Genomic DNA, 24,276 nt, shown 5'->3' on the forward strand with positions numbered 1-24,276 from the left:
TGTGGAATAAAAAAGATAGGAGAAATGCGAACTTTCCGCTTTCCTCCTATCTTTTTTGCTCTGGTTATTTTTCAGCTGAGATCCAAGCCCATTTATAACTGTCTGGACCGAAAACACGTCTATACATATCTTGAACTTGTGGACGCAATAAATAAGATTCAGCTGATTGATACAATGGAGCTAAGGCTGCATCTTCCCCAAGGGCAACTTTTTCAATCTCCACTAAGGTATCCCAGCGCGCCTCATCATTATCATAAGTTGCTTTAGCTTTATCTACTAATGCATCTACTTCAGGATTTGAATAATTCATGCGGTTGATATCTGTATCAAAACGCTCAAGGTAGTTGATTGGATCAGCAAAATCAGCAACCCATGAGTTAACAGCCATATCATACGTTCCCTTACGAACCGTATCTAGTTTCATTGAAAATGGCATACTTCTTAACTTAATGGTTAAGCCCGGTAAGTTTTTTTCTAACTCGCTTTGTAAAAATTCAGCTAATCGTTTGGAACTTTCTGTATCAGATGTGATCAATTCTAATTCTAACTGGTCCTTGCCTAATTCAGCTAATCCGGTTTCCCAAGCTTTTTCAGCTTTTTCTAGATCATACGAAAGAACATCTCCGGCATCTTCTCGGTAATCAGCATCTGTCTTCGGATTATTTGCCAATCCAGCAGGAACAAAACCATCGATCAAATCAGAACCATCTTGTAAAACACTGTCAACATACGCTTTTTTGTCAACTGCTGAGGCGATGGCCATCCGGATATGCGGATTGTTCAGTGGGGTCGCTTCACCATTATTAAGGTTATTCATTTCAATATAGAATGTAACCGCTTGTAAAGTTGTGACAATATCGGGATCATTTTTGTACTGTTCGACAAATGAGCCGGTCAAGGTAGCAATATCGGTATTGCCGTTTTCATACAAATTCAACTCAGTTGAGACTTCTTTGATTACATTTACCGTAATTTTATCCAACTCAACTGTTTTATTGTCCCAATAATCAGGATTTTTTTCATAAGTCCATTCCATACCGCTGGCTTGGTTCCAATCTTTTAGGACAAAAGGCCCATTATAGACTAAATGATCGCTGCTCATGCCATATTCTGTTCCTTGTTCCTCTGCATAAGTACGGTTTTGCGGGAAAAAGAAAGGCAATGTCAGTAATTGGTCAAAATAAGGTGTTGGCTGAACCAACGTAATTTCCAACTCGTTCTCGCTAACTGCTTCGATCCCTAAATCGGCCGTTTCCATCTCACCGTTGATGATCTTAGTCGCATTTTGAATCAACCCATCGTACATATAAGCGTAACCGCTAGCTGTTTCTGGGTCTACTACTTTTTGCCATGCATAGACAAAATCATCCGCACTGACTGCTTCTCCATTTGACCAGACAGCATCTTTGCGAATACGGAATGTATAAGTTTTGCCATCTTTGCTTATTTCCGGTTTCTCTTCCGCTACCCCTAAAACCGGTTTACTATCTGGTCCTAGTTCATATAGTCCTTCAAATACATTATTCATAACTGTAAAACTTGTTAAATCTGTTGCAATAGCTGTGTCCATTGAAGGTATTTCGGATGCTGCTGTTAAGCGTAATTCTTGTGTCTCAGCAAGCGGTTTTTCTTCGCTTGTCATTGAAGAAGTGGAATCTCCTTTTGGTGTTTCTCCCGTATTGCCGCAAGCACTTAAAGTAAGTCCTAATCCAATCATTCCCAGTCCTTTTAACCATCGTTTCATTTGCCCCACCCTTCCCTTCTTTTATCTCATTTTATTTTTTATGCTGCTTCTTAGTCAAATCAGTCTCCTGACCGTACACAATTCCGTTTCATAATTGGTTCCAGAAAGAGTTGTGGTCAGTACTTTTGAACCTGGTGTCTGTGAATGAATCATCTGATCCTTTCCAAGATAAAGACCCACATGGTGAACTCTTCCCTTACCAGCTTCATATGCAAAAAACAGCAAGTCGCCTGGCTGGGCATCTCGGTAAGCCACTTCCATTCCTTCTGACGCTTGATCCTCCGCATCGCGACTCAACCAAATGCCAAGAGTTCGGTAGAGACTGTACACAAAACCGGAACAATCAAAACCAGCTGCACTTGTTCCAGCCCAAACATACCGCAGATTTAAAAAGTTTTTAGCTCTTGCAATTATTTGTTCGGCTGGTTCTTCAATCACTGTACCAAGTAATTGAGCTGATTCTTTAATGACTGTTCCTGTTCCATTAGGGGTAATCACCTGATAAGTCGCTTCATCAGAACCCACCACAGATAAAATCGTTCCAATGGAAACACATTGTTTCTTTTGGGATTCAGAGGAAAACGTTACTTCAGCTATCGCTTTTTTAATAGCAATTTTATCTAACGCAGCAGTCCAGTTTTCTGGCAAATTGCTTAGGTCATCACTAAATACCCAGCCTGGATAACCTTTTGGCTCTTCAGAATTTTTTTGATCGGGTACAACTACTTGAGTATAGCTCCCTTCATTTGCTAGTACTTCCACGATTTCACCATATAGCAATTCTGAATCAACTAAACGGTCTTCATATAACGTTAAGGCTGCTTCATCCGTTAAATGGTAAAACGTTTCTTTTCGTTCTTGCTTTATGAGTAGTTCTTTTACTTCATGCGGCTCAGGAGTAGTCCATAAAAATGTTGAGCTCGCGTTTACCATTTTCTTCATTCATCTCATCCTTTTTATCACTATTCTTTAGGCTTATTTTCTATCTTTTCGGTATCAGCGGCTTTGACTGTTTTGTAGGCTCGTTTTCCAAGTTCTTGCATCCACTCATACGCTTTTGCTTCTTCTTTAACCTCGTATGTCAACGCACCTACAAACAATTCTTGGTCATGGTAACGGAATAAAGCGACATCATGTCGAATGCCATTGTCTTCACCAGTTTTATTCATCATTTCCAAAATAGGCAGTTCTCGCTCATCCAAGGCTCCCGGCAACCCATTGCGGAATTGCTGTTTCAACAAAGGTTTTTCAATACGGCCTTTCCATTCTGCCTGCTGTTTGCCTAATGCCAGGATATCTTGCAAGACAAACACTGCTCCTCTGGCTGAGACTTCATTCGTCACTCCAGAGGCGTAGTCCATTAAGTAACGACGTAATTTAATCTCTTCACCCCATTCTTTAGCAGCTATCCAATTTTGTAGCGCTTTCAATCCTGCGTATTGAATGAGTTGATTGGTTGCTTCGTTATCAGAAACAGCAATCATCAATTGCAGCAATTCTTCTAATGTCCATGTTTCTCTTGATGTTAATAAATGCAAAATACCAGAACCAGTTACCCGGTTCTTGACTGGAACATTGATTTCTGTTGCCAAATCTATTTCACCTTGCATAGCTTTTTCATAATAATACAGGTAAATAGGCAGTTTTATAATACTGGCCGACCATACCAAATCCATTTCATTCTCTTCTGCTAAGATTTGTTTGCCATCTGTAATGTACCACGAACTCTTAAAATAAGGTGAAAAACGTGCTTTTAATTCTGCTGCTTCTTTATTCCAATCCATTTTTTACCTCTTTTCTTTTAATCTAATTATAATGAATTTCTTTCCATTTCACAATAAATAAATAAATGACGCTTATTTTCGTATTTTCTTGTTTTCCCTATCTTAGCCTTTAAATCATCGTACGTATCTTATATAATAAGCAAAGTCGCTAGTACTACAGGCTTTTCAATTGGTATAAGCAGCACAAGTAAGATAAATACATTAAAGTAAGAGGTTGAACTATTTTATGGAATATAAAAAAGAAGTAAGTCCTGCAAAATTGATGTGGCAAATGACGCGTCCACATACTTTGACAGCGACTTTTTCTCCAGTCATTTTGGGAACTGTCCTAGCCATGTCTGAATCAAAGATCAATTGGCTTTTATTTGTTGCTATGATGACTGCCTGTTTAGCACTGCAAATTGCAACAAATTTATTTAATGAGTATTATGATTTTAAACGTGGATTGGATACAGCCGACTCTATAGGGATCGGCGGAGGTATTGTACGGCACGGATTGCAGCCGAAAAACGTATTAACCACAGCAGTTGTCTTATACGTTTTAGCCGCTGTTATCGGTATCTATATTTGCCTGAATAGCAGTTGGTGGTTGGCACTTATCGGCTTATTGGGAATGGCCATTGGGTATTTATATACCGGCGGACCCTTGCCCATTGCGTATACTCCTTTTGGAGAACTGTTCTCTGGAGCATCGATGGGCATAGGATTCGTCTTAATTGCTTTCTTTGTTCAAACACAAACTCTTACTCTACAAAGTCTGTTGATTTCCATTCCAATCGGGATTCTAGTGGGGGCCATCAATATGTCCAATAACATCCGCGATATGGAAGAAGATAAAAAAGGCGGACGAAAAACATTGCCGATTCTTCTTGGTAAAAAGAAAGGCCTCGTGGTGTTATCTAGTGCTTTTGCTATTTCGTATTTGTGGCTTGTATGTTTGGTTATGACAGGATATATCAGTTTTTGGGCCTTTGTGGTCTTTTTAACGGTAAAAAAACCCTTCGAAGCCATTCAAGGATTTCGTAAAGGATCGGCTGAACCACAGTATATGCGTCTAGCGATGAAAGCTACTGCTCTGACAACTACCTTCTTTGGGTTCTTGTTAACTGTTGGATTACTTATTAGTTATTTGTTTTAACTAAAAGCTGTAGGGAAACTAAAGCTGCTACAGGCATGATAAAATAGAAGTCAGATCTATATTGCTCTGTTCGATAAGTTGAAAACGTTAAAAATTTTAAAGAAAAGGAATGAAATAATGTTAATTGCGATAAAAAAAGAAGAATGGCTGGGAAATATAAAAAATGATATTCTCGCTGGCATGGTTACCTCCATTGCTTTAATCCCAGAAGTCATTGGTTTTGCCCTGATTGCTGGCGTCAATCCAATGACTGCTTTATTTGCTTCAGTCACAACAGCACTGGTGACTTCTCTAACCGGCGGACGGCCCGCAATGGTTTCAGCTGCAGCAGGTTCCATGGCACTGGTGATGGTCAATTTGATAAAGAACCATGGGATTCATTATATGGTAGCTGCTACGATTTTAACCGGCATTATCCAGTTAGTATTGGGCTACTTAGGGATCCAGAAGTTAATGAAATTCATTCCAAAATCAGTGATGTTGGGATTTGTTAATGCATTGGCGTTATTGATTTTTACGGCTCAAATCCAGCAGTTGTTAGGCAGCAGCTTACCAGCTTATCTAATGGTTGGATTAACAATTGCGTTAATGTACACCATTCCAAAAGTTATCAAATCTGTTCCACCAGCTTTGATTGCCATCATTCTAATGACAGCCGCTTCGATTTTCCTGCCTTTGGGAGTTCAAACCGTAGGAGATATGGGCGATATGAGTGGGGGGCTTCCACATTTAGCTCTGCCGGCTATTCCTTTAAACTTTGAAACCTTGGCTATTATTTTCCCGACTGCTCTGGCGCTTTCGATCGTAGGGTTGCTTGAATCCCTTTTAACTGCTCCGATAGTAGATGAGATGACGCAAACAACAAGCGATCAGCAACGTGAAGTCAAATCACAAGGACTAGCAAATATTATTACGGGTTTTCTTGGCGGACCTGCTGGTTGTGCAATGATCGGACAAGCTGTTATCAACGTTAAATCAGGTGGTAGAAAGCGATTGTCTACGTTTACTGCCGGTTTATTCTTATTATTTTTGATCGTGGTTTTAAAAGGTTTAATGATTCAAATCCCTACTGCTGCACTGATCGGTATTATGATCACTGTTGCAATTGCTACCTTTGACTGGTCTAGTTTTCATTACGTTAAAACGGTGCACATTACCGAAGGCGCTATTATGATTCTGACGGTTGCGATTGTTTTGTATACTCATAATCTAGCCATTGGTGTAGTGACAGGCGTTATCTTAAGCATCATTGCTTTTATCGCAAAGATTTCAACTATCGATGTAGTCAAAGAAGGCACGCGTTTTATGATTCACGGTCAATTATTTTTTGCTTCTACACATGATTTTATGAAAGCTTTTGAAGAACCTTTAGCTGAAAAATTAGTGATCTTAGATTTTACCCATTCGCATATTTGGGACGACACCAGCGTAGAAGCTATTCTAACGGTTGTTAAAAAACTAAAAGCACAAGATGTCGAGGTTCAACTAGAAGGACTGAATACACAAAGCCATCAATTATTAGAAAAATTAAAAGATTATTTTTCAGATTAATAGTGTATTTGACACAGAAAGATACCATTTTTTAAATAGCGAAGCGAGAGACAAACTCTCGCTTTTTTTGCGTTTGTTTGTCCACAGAGCTCAAATTTGGGACGTACTTTCTTCTTTTTGCCGCTTGTTTATCCACGAAACCCAAATCGGGGACGTACTTTTCTCTTTTAGCCTGCTGTTTGTCCATGAAACCCAAATCGGGGACATACTTTCTTCTTTTTGTCGTATGTTTGTCCATGAAACCCAAATTGGGGACGTACTTCTTCTTTTTTCCGCTTGTTTGTCCATGAAACCCAAATTTGGGACGTACTTTCTTCTTTTTGCCGCTTGTTTGTCCACGAAATCCAAATCGGGGACGTACTTTTCTCTTTTAGCCTGCTGTTTGTCCATGAAACCCAAATCGGGGACATACTTTCTTCTTTTTGCCGCTTGTTTGTCCATGAAACCCAAATCGGGGACATACTTTCTTCTTTTTGTCGTATGTTTGTCCATGAAACCCAAATTGGGGACGTACTTCTTCTTTTTTCCGCTTGTTTGTCCATGAAACCCAAATTTGGGACGTACTTTCTTCTTTTTGTCGCATGTTTGTCCATGAAACCCAAATTGGGGACGTACTTCTTCTTTTTTCCGCTTGTTTGTCCATGAAACCCAAATCGGGGACATACTTTCTGCTTTTTGTCGCATGTTTGTCCATGAAACCCAAATCGGGGACGTACCTCTTCTTTTTGCCGCTTGTTTGTCCATGAAGACCAAGTTGAGGGCGTATTTATTGCGGAAATTTTTTTAAAAAACTATTTTCCAAAAAAAGATAAAATAAAAAGAAGCTAAGCACTTTTTGACTGCGCTTAGCTTCTTTTTACCTTATTCATCGTATTCATATAAGGTAACATTTTCAATATAATTGATAAATCGTCTTAGTTCTCTAGCTTGCTCATTACTGATTTCTCCAGCTTCGTACAGGCGATGGATTTCAAAACGTTCTGTATCCATCACTTTGATTCGTAAATTATCTTTCTTTTCTTCTATTGTTTCATCATACCGTCTAGTATTCAGCCTAATTCGTGATAACATTTTTTGGTAATCTAATAACACTAAACGAATGATCGGAGCTCTTTTCTGTTTACTTGCTTGTTTTTCTAGTTCTTCCATCGCTGCTAGAATGGCTTTTTCCTGAATCTCTCTGCCAATCAATATTCTCTTTTGAGCAGCTTCTTTGTTTCCCTTAATCCTTCTCTTAAATCGTTTCCATTCTCTGATGGTACTTCCAATAATGTGCTTTACACTGGATCCTATATCAAGAGAAAGGATTTCTTCACGATGATCATAGGAAGTTTCCAATATCTCAAAGGTTTCTTGATCTATTTCTTTTCTTTGCATAGCCTCTTGAATATACTTTCTTTCAGCTTTCAATCCTAAAAGACGTATTTCTGTGATTCTTTTTTGGTAATCTTTTGTTTCTAAGGCACTCTTTTCAGGCTGCATCTTCTTGAACATAGCTTTGTATTCATCCATTAAAGCCAAGGCGATCATTTGGTTTTCTTCATTTGTTTCTTGTTTGATTTTTTGAATGGCTGCCAATAGTACTTTTTGCTGAGCTCGAACTAAGCTAGCATCTTTAACGGACTCTTCTTCATCAGTTCCAGCTTCTTCTTCACTTAACAACGGCAAAAAGACAGTTGCCATAACCAAGGTAAACAGAATAACACCTGCTGCTAAAAAGAGAATCAGCGAACGTTCAGGAAATATCGCTCCACTTTCTAAATACAAAGGAAGAGAAAGAACTCCGGCCATCGTCACTGTCCCTCTCACACCCGTTAAACTCGAGGATAAACTTGATTTAAGACTTGGTTTATCTACTTCTGTTGCTTTGCGAAAATGATACTGATAAAACGTAAAAAGATAAGACCAGATAAAACGGATACTTAAAATAATGATCCCGATGGCTAACACATAACCAATGGCCCGCCAATTTCCAATTGTAGGATTTTCAACGGTTGCAGACATAGAAGCAGGGATATTCAATCCTAATAAAAGAAACACAATCCCATTTAAAATAAACAAGACGATCGACCAAATGTTTTCTGTTAGGACTTTTTCTTCCGCAGCAATGGTTTCTGTTCTTTCTGAAGCAATCGCGTGTAACAAGCCCGCTACGACAACGGCTATTACTCCTGAAGCTCCCAGCAATTCTTCTGTGGCGATATAAATAATAAATGGAGTCAAAATTTGTACTAAAGAATAAAACGTCACATCTCCAATACCTTGTTTGCGCAAACTATATCTTATCCAGGTAATCAGCAAGCTGGTAACTAGACCTGAAAGTGCCCCAACAATAAAAATATATGAAAAATCAAATACAGCTTTTTCTAATGAAAAATAACCTGTTACGGCAGCTGTTACGGCATAATTAAAGGCTACCAAACCAGAAGCATCATTGATCAGTGATTCCCCTCTAACGACACTTAAAATCTTTTCAGGAATACGGATCCGTTTAGCAATTCCATTTACTGCAACAGGATCAGTAGGAGACAGAATCGCAGCTAATGCAAATGCTTCAGCTAAAGGAATAGCTTCAATCAACCAATGAATAAATAATCCTCCACCAATCGTAGTAAACAAAACAAGGAAAATAGCATTGCCAAAAATAGGCGCTCGCATTTTCCATAGTTCTTCACGAGGAAAATGGCGTCCATCATTATATAAAAGCGGTGCGATAAATAATAGTAAAAACCATTCTGAGTCTAATCCAAACGAAACGTCTTTAAACACTAATGCCAACATTACCCCAAATACTATTTGGATCAGCGCAGTTGGTACATATGGGATGTAATGACTAATCACATTGGAAATCAATAAACTCACTAGTAACAATAAAACCATAATCAGTAAACTCATAAATCCCTCCTAAACTCCTTTATTTTCTTTTCTGAATACATGCATTCAGCTCTGAAAAAACCAAATTGTATAAATATACTTAATTTTACCATTAAAACTCAAAAAGCGTGAAGAAAATAATAAAAGTAAAAAGCACAGCCACACAAATAAGTGTGATCATGCTCCTCTGTGATTGTCATTTAGCTATTTTTCTTAATCAATTCAACAAATGAGTCGATAATCATTTGGAAGAAGTCTAAAGTTCCTTGATTAGTAATTGACCCATCTTCTTCTAAAAGGTTGAGCACATTTCCAATATAAGCTTCTGGCTGTTGAAGAGTCGGCATATTCAGGAATACTAAGGATTGGCGTAAATGATGGTTGGCTCCGAATCCGCTGATTGCTCCTGGAGAAACGCTGACAACTGCTGCTGGTTTTGTGTCCCAAACACTAGCACCATAAGGGCGAGAACCAACATCGATCGCATTTTTTAAGACACTGGGAACAGAACGATTGTACTCCGGAGTGGCAAATAAAACAGCATCAATGGATTCCATTGTGTGACGGAATGTTTTCCAAGATTCTGGAACATTTCCTTCATCGTCAAAGTCTTGATTATAAAGATCAAGATCACCTATCTCTATAAAAGATACGTTATAATCTTCAGGAAACATGTTTGCCAGTACTTCTGCTACTTTTTTTGTATAGGAGGCCTTACGTAAACTACCTACTAAAATACCGATATTTTTAGTCATTTTACCAAACTCCTTTTCACTTATTTTTTGTAACCAAATAAAGTTTAACGCTAATTTTTGTGAGATGCAACTAATACCTCTTGGTATTCCGGCCTTTTTCTAAAGTTGCATTTCTTAACAAGAGAAGATTGTAATTCAGAATGTTTACTGCTAGAATAAATGAAGCAAAATCCTTTTAAATTAATCCAGAGAGATTAAAAAGGGTAACAAATCCATATTTGATACCTTAGGTCCTTTTGCGAATAATAAATTCAAAAGGGCATTTTTTATGCCCACTAGGAGGAATCATAGATGTCAACAAAGAAAATGATACAAGTCGATGAAAAGGTCCCAGGGAAATTACTTGTTCCCCTTAGCTTACAACATACATTTGCTATGTTTGGAGCATCGGTTTTAGTTCCCATTATTTTTGGAATCGACCCAAGTATTGTCTTATTGATGAATGGTATTTCAACATTGTTATTCATTTTGATCACAAAAGGAAAAGCCCCAGCTTACTTGGGTTCCAGTTTTGCATTTATCGGCCCAACCAGCATCATTATTGCTAATCAAGGCTTTCAATATGCACAAGGCGCTTTCGTTATTCTAGGTATTATAGGGTGTCTTTTAGCTCTTTTGATTCATCGCGTAGGTACAAAGTGGATTGATATTGTGCTTCCGCCAGCTGCAATGGGGGCCGTCGTTGCCTTGATTGGGTTGGAATTAGCAGGCAATACGGTTCAAGGCGGTTCAATTGGTGCCAATTTGATGACAGATACGGCTGCAACACAAGACTTTATTGTTTTCTTTATCACGCTAGGTGTTGCTATTCTAGGATCCGTTTTATTTAAAGGGTTTTTATCCACGATTCCTATTTTAATTTCTATTATTGTGGGTTACCTTTCAGCTATCGCTTTTGGAATGGTCGACTTTACGCCGGTGTTGGAAACTTCTTTGTTTACTATGCCACATTTTCAATGGGCGAAATTTGATGTACAGGCTATTCTCACTATGCTGCCCGTCCTTCTCGTATTAACTTCGGAACACATCGGCCACCAAGTAGTCACTTCAAATGTGATTGGGCGGGACTTGATGAAAGACCCAGGCTTGCACCGTTCTTTATTTGCTGATTATTTTGCTTCTGCATTATCAGGTTTAATTGGTGGAGTTCCAACAACTACTTATGGTGAAAACATCGGAGTAATGGCCATTACACGCGTCTATAGTGTTCGCGTAATTGCCGGAGCGGCTATTTTTTCAATCTGTATGGCTTTTGTTGGACCCTTAGCAGCATTGATTTCTACTATTCCTGGAGATGTTATTGGCGGCGTGACCTTCTTGCTTTACGGAATGATTGGAACAAGCGGCTTGCGTTTATTGGTTGAATCAAAAGTTGACTACAGTAAATCGAAAAATCTGATTTTAACTTCAATCGTTTTTGTGGCTGGTTTAAGCGGCTTGACAGTTAACTTTGCCGGTGTTGAATTAAAAGGCATGATTTTAGCAAGTGTTGTCGGAATCATTTTAAGTATCTGCTTCTACTTGTTCGATAAAGCTGGATGGATGAACGAAACAATCGAAGACTAAAGAAAAGCAGAAACACTCCATAAAATAGTAAAAGAGGAATCTGCTGTGCAGCTTTGACTGCATAACTGATTCCTCTTTTTTTACGCTTTCCATTTTTTAGTCGCGGTATTTTAATGCCAAGCCTTTTAGAAAGTTTCTAGCATATCTGTCGCCGCATTCTTTATAATTGCGCTGACCTTCTTTTCTTAATACCGCACTCAATTCATTTTTAGACAAATGCACTCCTGCTTCATCTAAGATGTCCAACATCTCTTCACTTGTCAGAGCAAGCGCAATTTTTATTTTCTTCAATAAAACGTTGTTCACATTCCGCTCATTCTTGATCATAAATTCTTGTTTTTGCGGTTCCCCCGGTTTTGTTTCTTGTCTTCCTCTTTTATAGACGATCAAGCCATTTAAAAAAGCTTCTAATGTCCGATTATCACATTTTTTTAAGTATTCATTAACTGTAGAATCTTCATCTTTTTTAGCTTTGAGCAGCATTCTTTGAACATCTTCTATTTTTATTTCCAACTCGCCTAATTTGAAAATTTCAACCATATCTAAGTCTTTTATATCTAGTGCATATCTTAAGCGCACTAATCTATCATTATTATTCATCTTTGCCCTCCAAAATTCCTTTATTTGATCCTTGCTTAAATGGCTGCTTTTTTAACTCTAATTTACTTAACCATTTTTAATTTCTCATTCAGCTTTTGATACACGACTTTCATCTCAGGCTCGGTGCAGGCACTTACGGCTACATCTAAATCCATCCATCTCACTGCACTATTTTCATCCGGTTTAATGGTTGTTTTTTCATTTTCGTCCGCTTCAATCAAATACGTCACGTTTAAATGCAGATGTGTAGCGATCGGTTCACCTTTTTTTAAGTGAGCCGGAACTCCTAAGATTTCAAGTGAGTAAATGTTCTTTGAGACCGGAGTAATAGCCGTTAAGCCCGTTTCTTCTTCGGTTTCTTTCAACGCCACATGCAACAAATCTGCATCCCCATCCGCGTGACCGCCAATCCAAGACCAAGATTGATAAATATTATGATAGGCCATCACTACTTTCGATCGATCCGGGTTAACGATCCAAGCTGATGCAGTAAAGTGAGCCAATTCATTTTCACGCGTCAGCAAATCATCAAAAGTATCCATGTAATGCAGCATCACTTCTTGTTCTTTCGCTTCTTGAGCATTATAAGGCTGATATTGGCTGATTTGTTCTTTTAAATTCATGTAAAAATCTCCTTCGACAAATCCTATTCAGAAAAACCCTCTTTATAATCTGAAATTTTCATCAGACAAGGCTGGTTTATCGTTTATTCAAAATCCTTACTCAAAATTTCTTCACGTTCTTCAAAAGATACTTCATGGTGGATTTCGTGTAACATCCAGACGTACCCAAAGCTATCAGCAAACACCGCATTCGATAGACCCATTTTTTCCATTCTTGTGACCGGTTGAATTTCTGTGGCTCCTGCAGCACTAGCTTTATCAACTGTTTCTTGAATGTCCGGAACGGTTACATTGAACCAGAAGGATTGCCTGCTGCCTTCTTTTGGTGCGAATAATTGGTATTCAGGATTTTCATCGAGCATATGAAAACGCGCACCATAAATACTAAATACTGCTTCATTGCTGCCCGTTTTAAAATTGGTTTCCTCAACTACTGTAACATCAAATATGGCTTTGTACTGTTCCAAAGCAGCTTTACTATCCTTTACAATAAAATCTAATTCAACGCCTGTAATCATTAGTCTACACACTCCTAATCATGGGTTTTTCAAATCAGTTATAGTATACCATCCTGTCGTTAAAATAGACCCCTTAAAGACAGTTCGATTTAAATAAAGTAATTTTAGAATGTTGAATTTCAGAGACAATGCTGGTAATTATTCTACCGTGCAAGAAATGAACTAAACAATATTACCTAAAGTAAGGTAATTGCAAATAAGGCGTTATCTTAGCCCTTTACTAAATTACAGAAAATATACCTGTCGCTTATGCTAATCAAAACATAAGCGGCAGTTTTTTCTCTATTCCTACAAAAATTTCAGCTTTATTCAGCAGGCTGTTCTGTATCTGCTTGCTGCTCAGGATAAATAAGCGTAGCTCCTTCAATGACCGCTTTTGCTCCATACATTCCGATCTCATGTTCAATCGTTTTTTTCTCCGTCATAATATGATGAACCTTCAGCCCTTTTAATGCCAGTGTATTGGATACAATCAACCGATGGCATCTCCACGGAACACTTTCAGAACACATATAACATACGCGTTCTTCGTTTCCAATGGCCATCAATTCACTGATTCCTTTTTCATACTCTTCTGTTAAACTATACGCAGCATAATTACGAAAAGAAGTGTTTCTCCAGCCATCGACCAATGCTGCATCTATTTCGTGATTTTTCTTTCTTCTGCCGCCTAATGCAGGCAGATGCAGATAACGAATACCGTATTCAGGTACCCATTTCTCCATGTTTTCTTTATCAAATTGCGGCATATGTTTGCTGCCTGGATAAGAACGAATATCAATTAGCGTTTCGATTTTATAGGCTTTTAGCAAGTCGCTAAATTCTTCGCTGCTATGTGTTGAATGGCCAATGGTATAAATGTCCAATTTAATTCCGCCTTTCCTTTTGTCCTACTCATTTGCTGTTTATCCAAGTTTAACAGGAAAACACATTAGAATGCCACTTTAACAAGCCTTTGAAAATGAAAACTGCTTTAGTTCAGCTTATGGCAAAGAGAATATTTTAGCGATAAAGTATGTCATTTCTATTTGCGTACCTTAAAGAGGTTAAATCTATAGCGTTAAGGCACGTAAACCCTATTTATGTGCCTTAACATGCATAATTTTCTAGCGTTAAGGTACGCAAACCCTATTTACATGCCTTAACAAGTGGAATTCCCTATCGTTAGGGTACATAACCTCCATTTGAATCTTATAAAAAGGTTCCATTCGCATTTCTTCTAATTTTGTATGAGATAATATCTTTTGAAATAGAAATCTAGAGGAATGGCAGAAGTAAGAGAAACTATTTCTCCAATCATTCATTATATTTATCTAGCACAATATTCTATTTTACTTATAGCTATCCAGAAAGGTATAATGAATAAATGGAAATAGTTTATTTCAGCTATTCATATAGAGCATCATAATTAGGAGAGATTATATTGGAAAACACAGTAGGAACAGTAGTACGCGGACTTCGTGGTCCAATTATCAATAAAGGCGACGATATCGAAGAAATTGTAGTAGAAACGGTATTAAACGCAGCTAAAAATGAAGGTTTTTCATTTGCAGATCGGGACATTGTTACTATAACCGAATCCATTGTAGCGCGCGCACAAGGAAATTATGCATCGATTGATGATGTTGCTGAGGATATCAAAGCAAAATTTGGTGATGAAACAATCGGCGTCATTTTCCCAATATTGAGTCGTAATCGCTTTGCAAATATTTTGCGCGGGATTGCTAAAGGGGCAAAAAGTATTGTCTTAATGTTGAGTTACCCTTCTGATGAAGTTGGAAATCAACTGGTCGAAATCGATGAACTGGATGTCAAAGGTGTCAATCCATGGACAGATGTTTTAACAGAAGCTGAATTCCGTGAACATTTCGGTTATAAAAAACACCGCTTTACCGGAATTGATTATATCGATTACTATCGAGAATTGATCGAAGCTGAAGGTGCAACGTGCGAAGTCATTTTCTCAAATAACCCCAAAACTATTTTAACCTATACTAAACACGTCTTAACAAGTGATATTCATTCACGTTTTAGAACAAAACGCATTTTATCAACAAATGGTGCTGAAACAGTCTATGGTCTTGATGATATTTTAGCAACTTCGATCAATGGCAGCGGCTTTAATGAAGCTTATGGATTGCTTGGGTCAAATAAAGCAACAGAAGATACTTTGAAACTCTTTCCAAATAATTGCCAGCCTATTGTTGATGGCATTCAAGTCAAATTAAAAGAACTAACAGGCAAAACCATTGAAGTCATGGTTTATGGCGATGGAGCATTCAAAGACCCAGTTGGAAAAATATGGGAACTTGCCGATCCAGTTGTTTCGCCTGCTTACACTTCAGGTCTTGAAGGGACGCCAAACGAAGTAAAATTGAAATACTTAGCCGATAATAACTTCTCTCATCTTCGGGGAGAAGAATTAAAACAATCGATTTCTGAATACATTCAGAACAAAAAGGACGATTTGGTCGGTGCGATGGAAGCACAAGGTACTACTCCTCGCAGACTAACAGACTTGATTGGTTCATTATCTGATTTAACTTCCGGCAGTGGAGACAAAGGAACACCGATCGTCTATATCCAAGGGTACTTCGATAATTACACAAATTAAAATCAAAAAAAAGATGCTTCGTTTGAGGCATCTTTTTTTTATTATATTGACCATTATTTTTCCTTACTTAATTTTTTTCCAGTTACCGACTTTTCTTCTCCGAGCCACTTAAAGAAATTGATGCTCATTAGAATGACAACGAATAAAAATGGAAACGAGCCAAGTACAGCAACAGCTTGCAGAGATTCTAACCCTCCTGCATAAAGTAAAATTGCTGCTATACTAGACATAATAACCCCCCAGAGGAGTTTAACCCGTGCATGCGGCGTCAAATTACCATTTGTACTAAACATAGCTAATACATAAGTAGCCGAGTCGGCAGAAGTGATGAAGAAAGTCGAAATCAATAAAATGGCGATTCCAGTGATAACTTTCCAGCATCGCAAATAGCCCTGTTTCTGTTCCTTTTTCTGTAATGACTTGGATGAGGTTGTTGTTATTGAACAGTTCTTGCCAAATTCCAGTCCCGCCAAACACAGAAAACCAAAGAAATGTAAAGACGGTTGGAACGATAAGCACTCCTCCGACAAACTCGCGAATCGTTCTGCCTTTTGAAATTCGGGCAATAAACGAAGACACGTAAGGCGCCCATGAAATCCACCATGACCAGTAAAATATGGTCCACTTGTCGATCCATTGTCTATTTTCGGGACTGAATGCTGCTAATCGGAAACTCATTCCCGGCAGTTTTTGGAAATAGTTCCCTACACTTTGCACGAATAAATCTAACAAATATGCCGTTGGTCCAATAAACAAAACGGCTAACATTAAAAGAACAGCTAATGCACTGTTTACGTTGCTTAAAATTTTAACCCCTTTATCTAATCCAGTCGTGGCACTGATCAAATAAAGAACGGTCACAGTTATGATAACTGCCAACTGAACAGCAAATGTATTCGGTATCCAACTGATTGAGAAACTAAGTCCCCCTGCGATTTGCTGAGCTCCTAATCCTAAAGAAGTTGCTACTCCAAATACGGTGGCAATAATAGCAATCGTATCCACGATCGTACCGATCGTTCCTCTTTGCAAACAATGGAGTGACACTTTCACTAATAATAGCAGGCTTATCTTTTCTAAACGTTGTGTAAGCAATAATTAGACTATAACGCCCATGGCTGCAAGCCCCAGTGAAAAAAGGTGTATGTCATAGATTCTCTGGCATTTGCCAACTTATCAGAAGAAGGAATAGCGGGATCATGCAAATGCATAACCGGTTCAGCCACTCCCCAGAAAATTAATCCAATCCCCATTCCTGCACTAAACAACATAGCCACCCAAGAGAAATAACTAAATTCAGGTTTGTCTTCTTGACGTCCCAATTTGATGTTTCCATATTTAGAAAACAGTAAGTAAACAGCTGCTATCAAAATTACTACCATCAATAGTACATATAACCAACCGAATTCTTTCGAAATAAACGTTTGCAACACCTCTGCAACATGACTCATAGAGTACTTTCCCAGCAAACTGCCCGGTATAGCTCCCCATATCGTAAAGAGGACACAAATAATGACGGATGATAGATATGCTGTATAATCCTTTTTTCCGCGATTCATATTCTTTCCTCCTTCTTTTAAACTCTTCTTATTATACATTATACGAAGAGAAATGCATTATACCAAGCTAATTGACTTCATCGTATGCTTTTATACTCGGTGTATTTTCAATCAGCAATCCCTAAAGAAAATATCTCTTTATGAATTTCTCTTATTGTTTTGCCAGATGATACATCAGCTAAAGTCAAAAAACGGTTTAAATCCCTTAAAAAGTCTAAATCTCTAACGATAAGGTACATAAAACTATTTTGCAGATTATCTCGTAGGTTCACGGATCACAATAAAGCATACAAACACAGTAACTTCTGAGTCAAATAGTGGAACGATCAGCGCAGATATGAGAATATACATTTAACGAACCGAATACATAAAAGGGGTGAACTGCTATGAAACATACACAAGATTATCAAAGTTTAGCTGAAAACATCATTCGCTATGTCGGCGGTAAAGAAAATATAGAAGGGTTGATTCACTGTGTCACACGCCTCAGGTTTTATTTAACGGATGAGTCAAAAGCCAATGACGAGGCGCTCCAAAAGTTAACGGGTGTGCTTGGAGTCACGACTGGCGGCGGTCAGTACCAAGTCATTATTGGACCAGCTGTTAACGATGTATATGATGCTGTCATGTCCACATTATCTCTTTCTGAAAATAAATCAGAGAGTGCCGAGCCTATTCCTGAAAACTCAGAAGATAAAACGACCTTAGAAAAAGTGAAAAGTCGTTTCAACCTTTTATTAGGGACCATCACAGGATCCATGACTCCGATCATCAGTATTCTTGCTGCCTCAGGTGTGATGAAAGGCTTATTGGCTTTATTAACTGGATTAAATGTAGTATCTGAAGCGAGTAATTTTTATTTGCTTGTCAGTGCAATGGCTGATGCAGTCTTTTACTTCTTACCTATTTTGATTGGTTTTAATGCTGCCACTAGATTAGGCGGAAATTCCGTTTTAACAGCCGTCATCGGCGGTGCCATTGCCTATCCAACCCTGCTCGAAGCTGCTGACAAGGGGCTGAATGTCTTATCAATTGGCCCTGTTGATTTTCCATTTGTTTCTTATTCTTACTCTATTTTCCCCATGATATTAGCGGCCTGGTTGGTAAAAAAACTAGAAGCTTGGCTCAAAACTTGGGTTCCTGCTTTTCTGCAAGCCATTATTAACCCTATCATCCTTATCGGTTTAGTCACTTCAATCACCTTTTTGATCACTGGACCGGTCATTACCTGGTTATCTTTTGCTTTAGCAAGCGGTCTTGAAACTTTCCTGAACTGGAACGCGCCTATTTTTGGAGCCATTATTGACGGTTTTTATCAAATACTCGTCATTTTTGGATTGCATTGGGGTATTATGCCAATCTATATCAATGATTTTGCAACTTTAGGGTATAGCCACCTCTCAGCCATGGTAAGTGTAACAATTGTTGGACAAGGCGGTGCAGCATTGGCGGTCGCTATGAAGACTAAAAAAACAGAATTGAAAGAAATTGGGTATGCAGCAGCTATTTCCGCATTTTGCGGCATTACTGAACCAGCTATCTATGGCATCACGCTGCGTTACCTTCGTCCTTTTATTTGTGCCAGTATCGGCAGTGCAGTTGGCGGTTTTCTTGTCGGTTTGTTTGATGTGAATATGTGGAGCATTATCGGTTCGCTCATTGGGCTTCCATCCTATATAGACCCCGAATTAGGGATTACCTCTAACTTTTGGTTTGCACTGCTTGCAACGGCGGTTACCTTGGTTGTTTCGTTTGCACTCACTTACTTCTGGGGTTACAACGATTCCATGCAAATGAGAGAAAAACGCGAAAAACCAAAAAACCCAGCAAAAGTTCCGTTATCGTAGCTTTTCAGTAAAAAGAATGTGCCACACTTCAAAAATTAGAATCACCAATCTAATATTTTGAGGTGTGGCACAATTTTTTCTCTTTTATTTGATAATTTATAACATTTTAAGGTTTTCCTCCTAAGTTTGTTGCCGAAATCGGCAATATTCCATATACAAGGACAAACTTAGATTTTTTTAATAGGAACTTGTCCAAACTAGAGATGATCAGCTCAACAACCTCTCAAGTAGGGAAAGTCTATAAATCCATTAGTTAAAAAAGTACTATTTATAGCCATCGTTTAAAGTCCATTCATCCCTTTTCTATAATGAAAATTGTGTTTTGGGACTGGTACTACTTTCCACTTGTTGGTTCTAAATTGTGCTAAGGCACTGATAGCCAAAATAACGCTGAACACGATAGAAATCATCGGTAAACGGGAATATAGGTTATCAAATCCTTCAGGAGAAGTTAAAAATTGGTAAATTCCAAGACAAGCCCATACTCCTGGCAAAGTAAAAGCAGCATTTTTTAGCAAGACCATCATTAAAATAGCTACTACAAGTGCCGTACTCAGTAAAACAATTCCCCATGTTTCTTCTGAAAGTCCTCCTCTATTCCAGTCAATTTTCTCTAGGTAAGCTGCGATATTCACTATGGACGCTATTAGTAACCAGCCATTATAAAGTCCAAATGTAAGAGATAAAATGCTTTTCCTATTGTCATTGATTTTTACAATCAGTCGATTGATCACTGCGAGAACTACTGTAAGGGCCAATATCAAGACAGTTGACACCAAAACTTGATCGTATAAAAAAGTAATGATCCAACCTATATTAAAAAGGGACGATAACCAAAATAGAGGCGATAGTGTATCGATAGTTCTTTTATAGCTTTCTTTGTTCCGATTTAAAATCAGGATAATGATCGATATGAAAAGTAGTGTATAGATCACTCCCCATATACCGAATGTAAAAGGAGCCGGTGTGATCGGAGTAAGGTATTTATCAGACATTTCTTTTTGATCCGTATTATTTATCACTCCTGTACTGCTTATATAATTAATCGCTAAGACAATGACAAATACAATGGCGTTCACCCAAGTTTTTACAGCTGTTTTCATATTCCATTCCTCCTACAAGATTTTTACACTACTTTGAAAAATATACTGCTTTATTTCTTTATTTTTTATCATTTCCTCTGCTATTTTACTTTAACTCAGACTACAATTGCAAAATAACAGGTCAGTTAAATACGTTAATTCATTTAAACTGGGTATGTCAGCAAGCGTTTTCCATATGTTAAACTTACATGAAAAGCATGCAGCTTTCAAGAAAACGCCTTTTCCATTCCATGAGTTACTCTTGTCAATTTTCCTAAGAGCTTTATAATGATAAAAGATGTGTAAAGGCTGAACTTCTTTGGTTAAGCAATGTGTCAGCTGCGAAAGAATGTCTTTAGAACAGAAAACAGGCGGGAGGAAATAATGAAAAAAATTGGATTTGATTCAGAGAAATACTTGCACGAACAATCTACTTATATTTTGGAACGTGTACAACATTACGATAAGCTTTATATGGAGTTTGGCGGAAAATTGATTGGTGATAAACATGCTAAACGTGTCTTGCCAGGATTTGATGAAGATGCCAAAATGAAATTGCTAGCAACATTGAAAGAACAGGCGGAAATTATCATTTGTGTTTATGCAGGAGATATTGAACGAAACAAAGTGCGAGAAGACTATGGCATCACTTACGATCAAGATGTGTTGCGATTGATTGATGAGTATAGAGCTTATGGCATTTCTGTTAATAGCGTATTGATTACACGTTACCAAAACCAGCCGAATGCCAGTGTATTTATAACCAAACTAGAACGCAGCGGAATCAAAGTATATACACACCAAGCCATTGAAGGATACCCAACGAATGTGGAAACGATTGTAGGAGAAGAAGGATTCGCTAAAAATCCTTACATTGAAACGACAAAACCAATTGTTGTAGTGACCGCCCCAGGCCCTGGAAGTGGGAAACTAGCTACTTGCCTTAATCAGATGTATCACGAATACGAAAACGGCAATAAAACAGGTTATGCCAAGTTTGAAACATTTCCAGTATGGAACCTTCCATTGAAACACCCAGTAAATATTGCTTATGAGGCAGCAACCGTTGATTTAAAAGATGTAAATGTCATTGATAACTACCACTATGAAGCTTATGGGGAAGTAGCGGTCAATTACAATCGTGATATGGAAACATTTCCAGTCATCAAGCGCATCATTGAAAAAATAACGGGTACAGACTCCATTTATCAATCTCCAACAGATATGGGTGTCAACCGTCTAAAAACAGGTATCATTGATGACCAAGTCGTTCAGGAAGCAGCAAAACAAGAAATTATCCGCCGCAGTTTTGCTGTCGAAAACGATTATAAAAAAGGTACAGCTGATGAAGAAACTTTGCGCCGCATGCAAGTCATCTTAGAAGAAACCGATCAGAAACAGGAAGATCGCGTGCCTGTGCTGCCGGCTCGTCATTATGCCAAAGCCATACAAGAAAAATTCAATAGCACGAATTTGCAAGCCGTCATCGCAATCGAACTGCCCAATGGTGAAATCATTACAGGACGAACTACAACACTGATGGATGCTTCCGCTGCTGCTATTTTGAATGCTTTAAAGTTACTGGCAAATATTTCAGATGAAATTGATCTTTTAGCTCCAATGATCTTGCAAACTATTCAGCATTTAAAAATAGATGATCTGAACAGCAGAGTGCCAACATTGAGTGCCAACGAACTGCTTATTGCATTGGCAATCAGTGCGGTAACCAACCCGACAGCTCAGCTTGCTTATCATCAGCTGCCTAATCTTAAAGATACACAAGCTCATTCAACGGTTATTTTAAACAGAGAAAACGAACAAACTATGAAAAAACTGGGCATTGATATCACCAATGATCCAGTATATCCAACCGAAAACTTGTATTACAATTAAAAAGATACATTTAGCTTCTATTGTCTAATTTATATGTCAAACAGGCTCATTCTTGCTTTTCTTTAGAAAACGAGAATGAGCCTGTTTTATTTCAAAGCAGTTACTTCATTTTTCTAGAAACTTCTAGTAGAATTCTGCTACTCAAGATCTCTTGGAAATAATCGAGGTTATTCCATTATATATTCCTAAAGGGTCCTTCCTAATAGTAAAAGAAATCTTTCATTCCTAATTTATCCAACTCACTTTATCTTTAGTAAGAAATAGAATAAGCAGGCCATAGGGCGTAAAAATTGACAGGGTTTCTTTTGCTATGCTAGATTTAAAGCAAAAAATACAACGGTAAAAAAGGAGGTGCTTCTATGGGCAGAGGTGGTGGAAGCCGAGGTGGTGGTTCATTCGGTGGAAGCCGAGGCGGCGGCGGTTCGTTCGGCGGAAACAGAGGAGGTGCCGGTCGCAGCAGCGGCGGCGGTAGAGGCGGTGGCTCATTTGGCGGCGGTTCATCTGGCCGCGGATCTTATGGTGGCAACCGCGGGTCAGGCGGACCGATTTTCAGGCCAGGACCCATCTTTATACCAGGCGGATCAAGACGTCGTTACGGAAGAGGACCAAGTTATTATGGTGGCGGAGGAGGAAACTCCGGATGCGGATGTGGAACAATCTTGATTATCTTATTCATTTTGTTTGTTCTGTTTTCTTTATTTAGCGGCGGCCTATTGTTTGGCAGCACTACTAGTGGTTCGAATGATATCACGAAATCAACGATAGAACGTAAGCCGTTAGACAAAGGCTCTGTAAATGAAACAGCTTACTTTACAGATGAAGCTGGTTGGATCGGCAACCAAACAGAATTAACTAAAGGTCTGAAGCATTTTTACAATGAAACAGGCGTTCAGCCTTACGTTTACATTACAGACAAGATCAACGGGTCTACTAGTACGAATCTGACAAATGAAGAAATGGCTAACTTTGCCAATCAACTTTATGATCAGCTATTTACAGATGAGGCACATCTCCTACTTGTATTCTATGAACCTGTCCCGAGTCAATATATGGATTATTATGTGACCGGAACACAGGCGAAAAGCGTCATTGATGCAGAAGCCGGCGACATTCTATTAGATTACATTGACCGCTATTATTACGATAATAGTTTGTCAGACGAAGAAGTTTTCAGTCAGGCTTTTCAAAAATCAGCTGACCGTATCATGGAAGTTACTAAATCTCCATGGATTACTGTCTTTATCGTTATTGGCAGCGTACTGCTGATAGGTCTGCTCTTTATTTGGTGGCAACGCTCCAAACAACAGAAGAACCTTGAAGCTAAGCAAACTGAAGCTATCCTCAACACACCACTGGAAAAATACGGCAGCTCAGAGGCAGAAGATTTGGCAAAAAAATATGAAGACGATAAAAAATAAAACTACCCTTTAAGGAGGAATACAATATGGCTATTTTAGACCGTTTTTCCGATATTATTAGTGCGAACATCAACTCACTTATCGACCGAATGGAAGATCCAGAAAAAATGATCGATCAGTACTTACGTAACATGACAGAAGATTTGGCAGAAGTTAAACGCAATACCGCTGGGGTCATTGCAGAAGAAACCCGTACTAAACGTGCAGTTGACCAAAACGAAGCCGAAGTGATGAAATACAATGATTACGCTAAAAAAGCTTTATCAGCTGGCAATGAAGACGATGCACGTATTTTCCTGAAGAAAAAACAAGAATTGGAAAACGTCGGTACCGGCTTGGCACAATCTTATGCTGCTGCACACGAAAATGCAATGAAGATGCGTCAAATGCATGACAAACTGGCTTCTGATATTGAAACTTTAAAAGGTCGTCGTGCCATGATCAAAGGCAAGATGTCTGTAGCGAAAACGCAGGAAAAGCTGAACAATGTCAGCGAATCTGTTGGCAAAACGCAAGGTGCAATGGGTTCATTCTCACGGATGGAAGATAAAGCTGATCGGATGCTGGATGAAGCCAATGCGATGTCAGAATTAAACCAAGAGCCGGTTGATGAAGCTAAATCACTGGAAGAAAAATACTCTAGCGAAGGGTCAGCTGCTGTTGAAGACGAGCTGAGCCGTCTGAAGTCAGAAATGGGCTTATAATAACGG

Annotated in this window: 20 protein-coding genes and 1 pseudogene; 8 read left to right on the top strand and 13 right to left on the bottom strand. The window is 38.5% G+C overall.

Annotation, left to right across the window (positions count from 1 at the left end; all coding sequences use genetic code 11):
- Positions 1-64: 64 nt before the first annotated feature.
- The 3 genes from BR87_RS07965 to BR87_RS07975 are packed head-to-tail and all read right to left on the bottom strand — an operon-like array spanning position 65 to position 3,528.
- On the bottom strand, positions 65-1,744 hold the full coding sequence (locus BR87_RS07965) for a peptide ABC transporter substrate-binding protein (RefSeq protein WP_035033000.1): 1,680 nt from the start codon (positions 1,742-1,744) through the stop codon (positions 65-67).
- Between the two features lie 54 nt (positions 1,745-1,798).
- Positions 1,799-2,686 (bottom strand): C40 family peptidase, encoded by an 888-nt coding sequence (locus BR87_RS07970; RefSeq protein WP_035030742.1) that lies wholly within the window; start codon positions 2,684-2,686, stop codon positions 1,799-1,801.
- Between the two features lie 20 nt (positions 2,687-2,706).
- Positions 2,707-3,528, bottom strand: coding sequence for a serine hydrolase (locus tag BR87_RS07975; RefSeq protein ID WP_051929741.1), 822 nt, complete (start codon positions 3,526-3,528; stop codon positions 2,707-2,709).
- Between the two features lie 226 nt (positions 3,529-3,754).
- Here BR87_RS07975 and BR87_RS07980 point away from each other — a divergent pair, with 226 nt between their 5' ends.
- Complete coding sequence (locus BR87_RS07980; RefSeq protein WP_035030745.1) at positions 3,755-4,666, top strand: 1,4-dihydroxy-2-naphthoate polyprenyltransferase; 912 nt, start codon at positions 3,755-3,757, stop codon at positions 4,664-4,666.
- A gap of 117 nt (positions 4,667-4,783) precedes the next feature.
- The gene (locus BR87_RS07985; RefSeq protein WP_035030748.1) at positions 4,784-6,217 is read left to right on the top strand and encodes a SulP family inorganic anion transporter; all 1,434 of its coding nucleotides are present in this window, start codon (positions 4,784-4,786) and stop codon (positions 6,215-6,217) included.
- 90 nt (positions 6,218-6,307) lie between these two features.
- Here BR87_RS07985 and BR87_RS07990 read toward each other — a convergent pair whose 3' ends face one another.
- From BR87_RS07990 to BR87_RS08000, 3 genes are all read right to left on the bottom strand, one after another.
- The gene (locus tag BR87_RS07990) at positions 6,308-6,901 is read right to left on the bottom strand and encodes a hypothetical protein (RefSeq protein ID WP_035030751.1); all 594 of its coding nucleotides are present in this window, start codon (positions 6,899-6,901) and stop codon (positions 6,308-6,310) included.
- Positions 6,902-7,078: 177 nt separating this feature from the next.
- Positions 7,079-9,112: a Na+/H+ antiporter gene (locus BR87_RS07995; protein ID WP_035030754.1), complete on the bottom strand. Its 2,034-nt coding sequence runs from the start codon at positions 9,110-9,112 to the stop codon at positions 7,079-7,081.
- A 179-nt stretch (positions 9,113-9,291) separates the two neighbouring features.
- Complete coding sequence (locus BR87_RS08000; RefSeq protein ID WP_035030757.1) at positions 9,292-9,846, bottom strand: NADPH-dependent FMN reductase; 555 nt, start codon at positions 9,844-9,846, stop codon at positions 9,292-9,294.
- A 291-nt stretch (positions 9,847-10,137) separates the two neighbouring features.
- Here BR87_RS08000 and uraA point away from each other — a divergent pair, with 291 nt between their 5' ends.
- Positions 10,138-11,412, top strand: coding sequence for a uracil permease (gene uraA / locus BR87_RS08005; RefSeq protein WP_035030760.1), 1,275 nt, complete (start codon positions 10,138-10,140; stop codon positions 11,410-11,412).
- A 96-nt stretch (positions 11,413-11,508) separates the two neighbouring features.
- Here the strand turns inward: uraA and BR87_RS08010 are convergent, their stop codons facing one another.
- From BR87_RS08010 to BR87_RS08025, 4 genes are all read right to left on the bottom strand, one after another.
- The gene (locus tag BR87_RS08010) at positions 11,509-12,012 is read right to left on the bottom strand and encodes a YehS family protein (protein WP_035030763.1); all 504 of its coding nucleotides are present in this window, start codon (positions 12,010-12,012) and stop codon (positions 11,509-11,511) included.
- A 62-nt stretch (positions 12,013-12,074) separates the two neighbouring features.
- Entirely contained in the window at positions 12,075-12,635 is a 561-nt protein-coding gene (locus BR87_RS08015; protein WP_035030766.1) for an NUDIX hydrolase, read from the bottom strand.
- A gap of 83 nt (positions 12,636-12,718) precedes the next feature.
- Positions 12,719-13,153 carry a VOC family protein gene (locus tag BR87_RS08020; RefSeq protein ID WP_211249977.1) on the bottom strand — a complete coding sequence of 145 codons (435 nt, stop codon included), beginning with the start codon at positions 13,151-13,153 and terminating at the stop codon, positions 12,719-12,721.
- Between the two features lie 305 nt (positions 13,154-13,458).
- On the bottom strand, positions 13,459-14,019 hold the full coding sequence (locus tag BR87_RS08025; protein ID WP_035030769.1) for a DUF488 domain-containing protein: 561 nt from the start codon (positions 14,017-14,019) through the stop codon (positions 13,459-13,461).
- 557 nt (positions 14,020-14,576) lie between these two features.
- Here BR87_RS08025 and BR87_RS08030 point away from each other — a divergent pair.
- A complete protein-coding gene (locus tag BR87_RS08030) occupies positions 14,577-15,767 on the top strand; it encodes a coenzyme F420-0:L-glutamate ligase (RefSeq protein ID WP_035030772.1) in 1,191 nt (396 codons plus the stop codon).
- A 53-nt stretch (positions 15,768-15,820) separates the two neighbouring features.
- On the opposite strand, the pseudogene BR87_RS13495 reads toward BR87_RS08030, so the two are convergent.
- A pseudogene (locus tag BR87_RS13495) lies at positions 15,821-16,820 on the bottom strand (BCCT family transporter).
- Between the two features lie 50 nt (positions 16,821-16,870).
- The gene (locus BR87_RS13500; RefSeq protein WP_211249980.1) at positions 16,871-17,326 is read right to left on the bottom strand and encodes a BCCT family transporter; all 456 of its coding nucleotides are present in this window, start codon (positions 17,324-17,326) and stop codon (positions 16,871-16,873) included.
- Between the two features lie 386 nt (positions 17,327-17,712).
- Between BR87_RS13500 and BR87_RS08040 the strand changes: the two genes are divergently transcribed.
- A complete protein-coding gene (locus tag BR87_RS08040; RefSeq protein WP_051929743.1) occupies positions 17,713-19,173 on the top strand; it encodes a PTS transporter subunit EIIC in 1,461 nt (486 codons plus the stop codon).
- 281 nt (positions 19,174-19,454) lie between these two features.
- On the opposite strand, the gene BR87_RS08045 is transcribed toward BR87_RS08040, so the two are convergent.
- Complete coding sequence (locus tag BR87_RS08045; RefSeq protein ID WP_051929745.1) at positions 19,455-20,276, bottom strand: tryptophan-rich sensory protein; 822 nt, start codon at positions 20,274-20,276, stop codon at positions 19,455-19,457.
- A 363-nt stretch (positions 20,277-20,639) separates the two neighbouring features.
- Here BR87_RS08045 and BR87_RS08050 point away from each other — a divergent pair, with 363 nt between their 5' ends.
- The 3 genes from BR87_RS08050 to BR87_RS08065 all read left to right on the top strand — a co-directional run bounded on the left by BR87_RS08050 (position 20,640) and on the right by BR87_RS08065 (position 24,270).
- Positions 20,640-22,148: a DUF1846 domain-containing protein gene (locus tag BR87_RS08050; protein ID WP_035030775.1), complete on the top strand. Its 1,509-nt coding sequence runs from the start codon at positions 20,640-20,642 to the stop codon at positions 22,146-22,148.
- A 359-nt stretch (positions 22,149-22,507) separates the two neighbouring features.
- Positions 22,508-23,566, top strand: coding sequence for a TPM domain-containing protein (locus tag BR87_RS08060; protein ID WP_211249981.1), 1,059 nt, complete (start codon positions 22,508-22,510; stop codon positions 23,564-23,566).
- Positions 23,567-23,592: 26 nt separating this feature from the next.
- Positions 23,593-24,270: a PspA/IM30 family protein gene (locus BR87_RS08065; RefSeq protein WP_035030778.1), complete on the top strand. Its 678-nt coding sequence runs from the start codon at positions 23,593-23,595 to the stop codon at positions 24,268-24,270.
- Positions 24,271-24,276: the final 6 nt, after the last annotated feature.

Origin of the sequence: Carnobacterium mobile DSM 4848 (genome assembly GCF_000744825.1) — a bacterium.
Classification (GTDB): Bacteria; Bacillota; Bacilli; order Lactobacillales; family Carnobacteriaceae; genus Carnobacterium_A; species Carnobacterium_A mobile.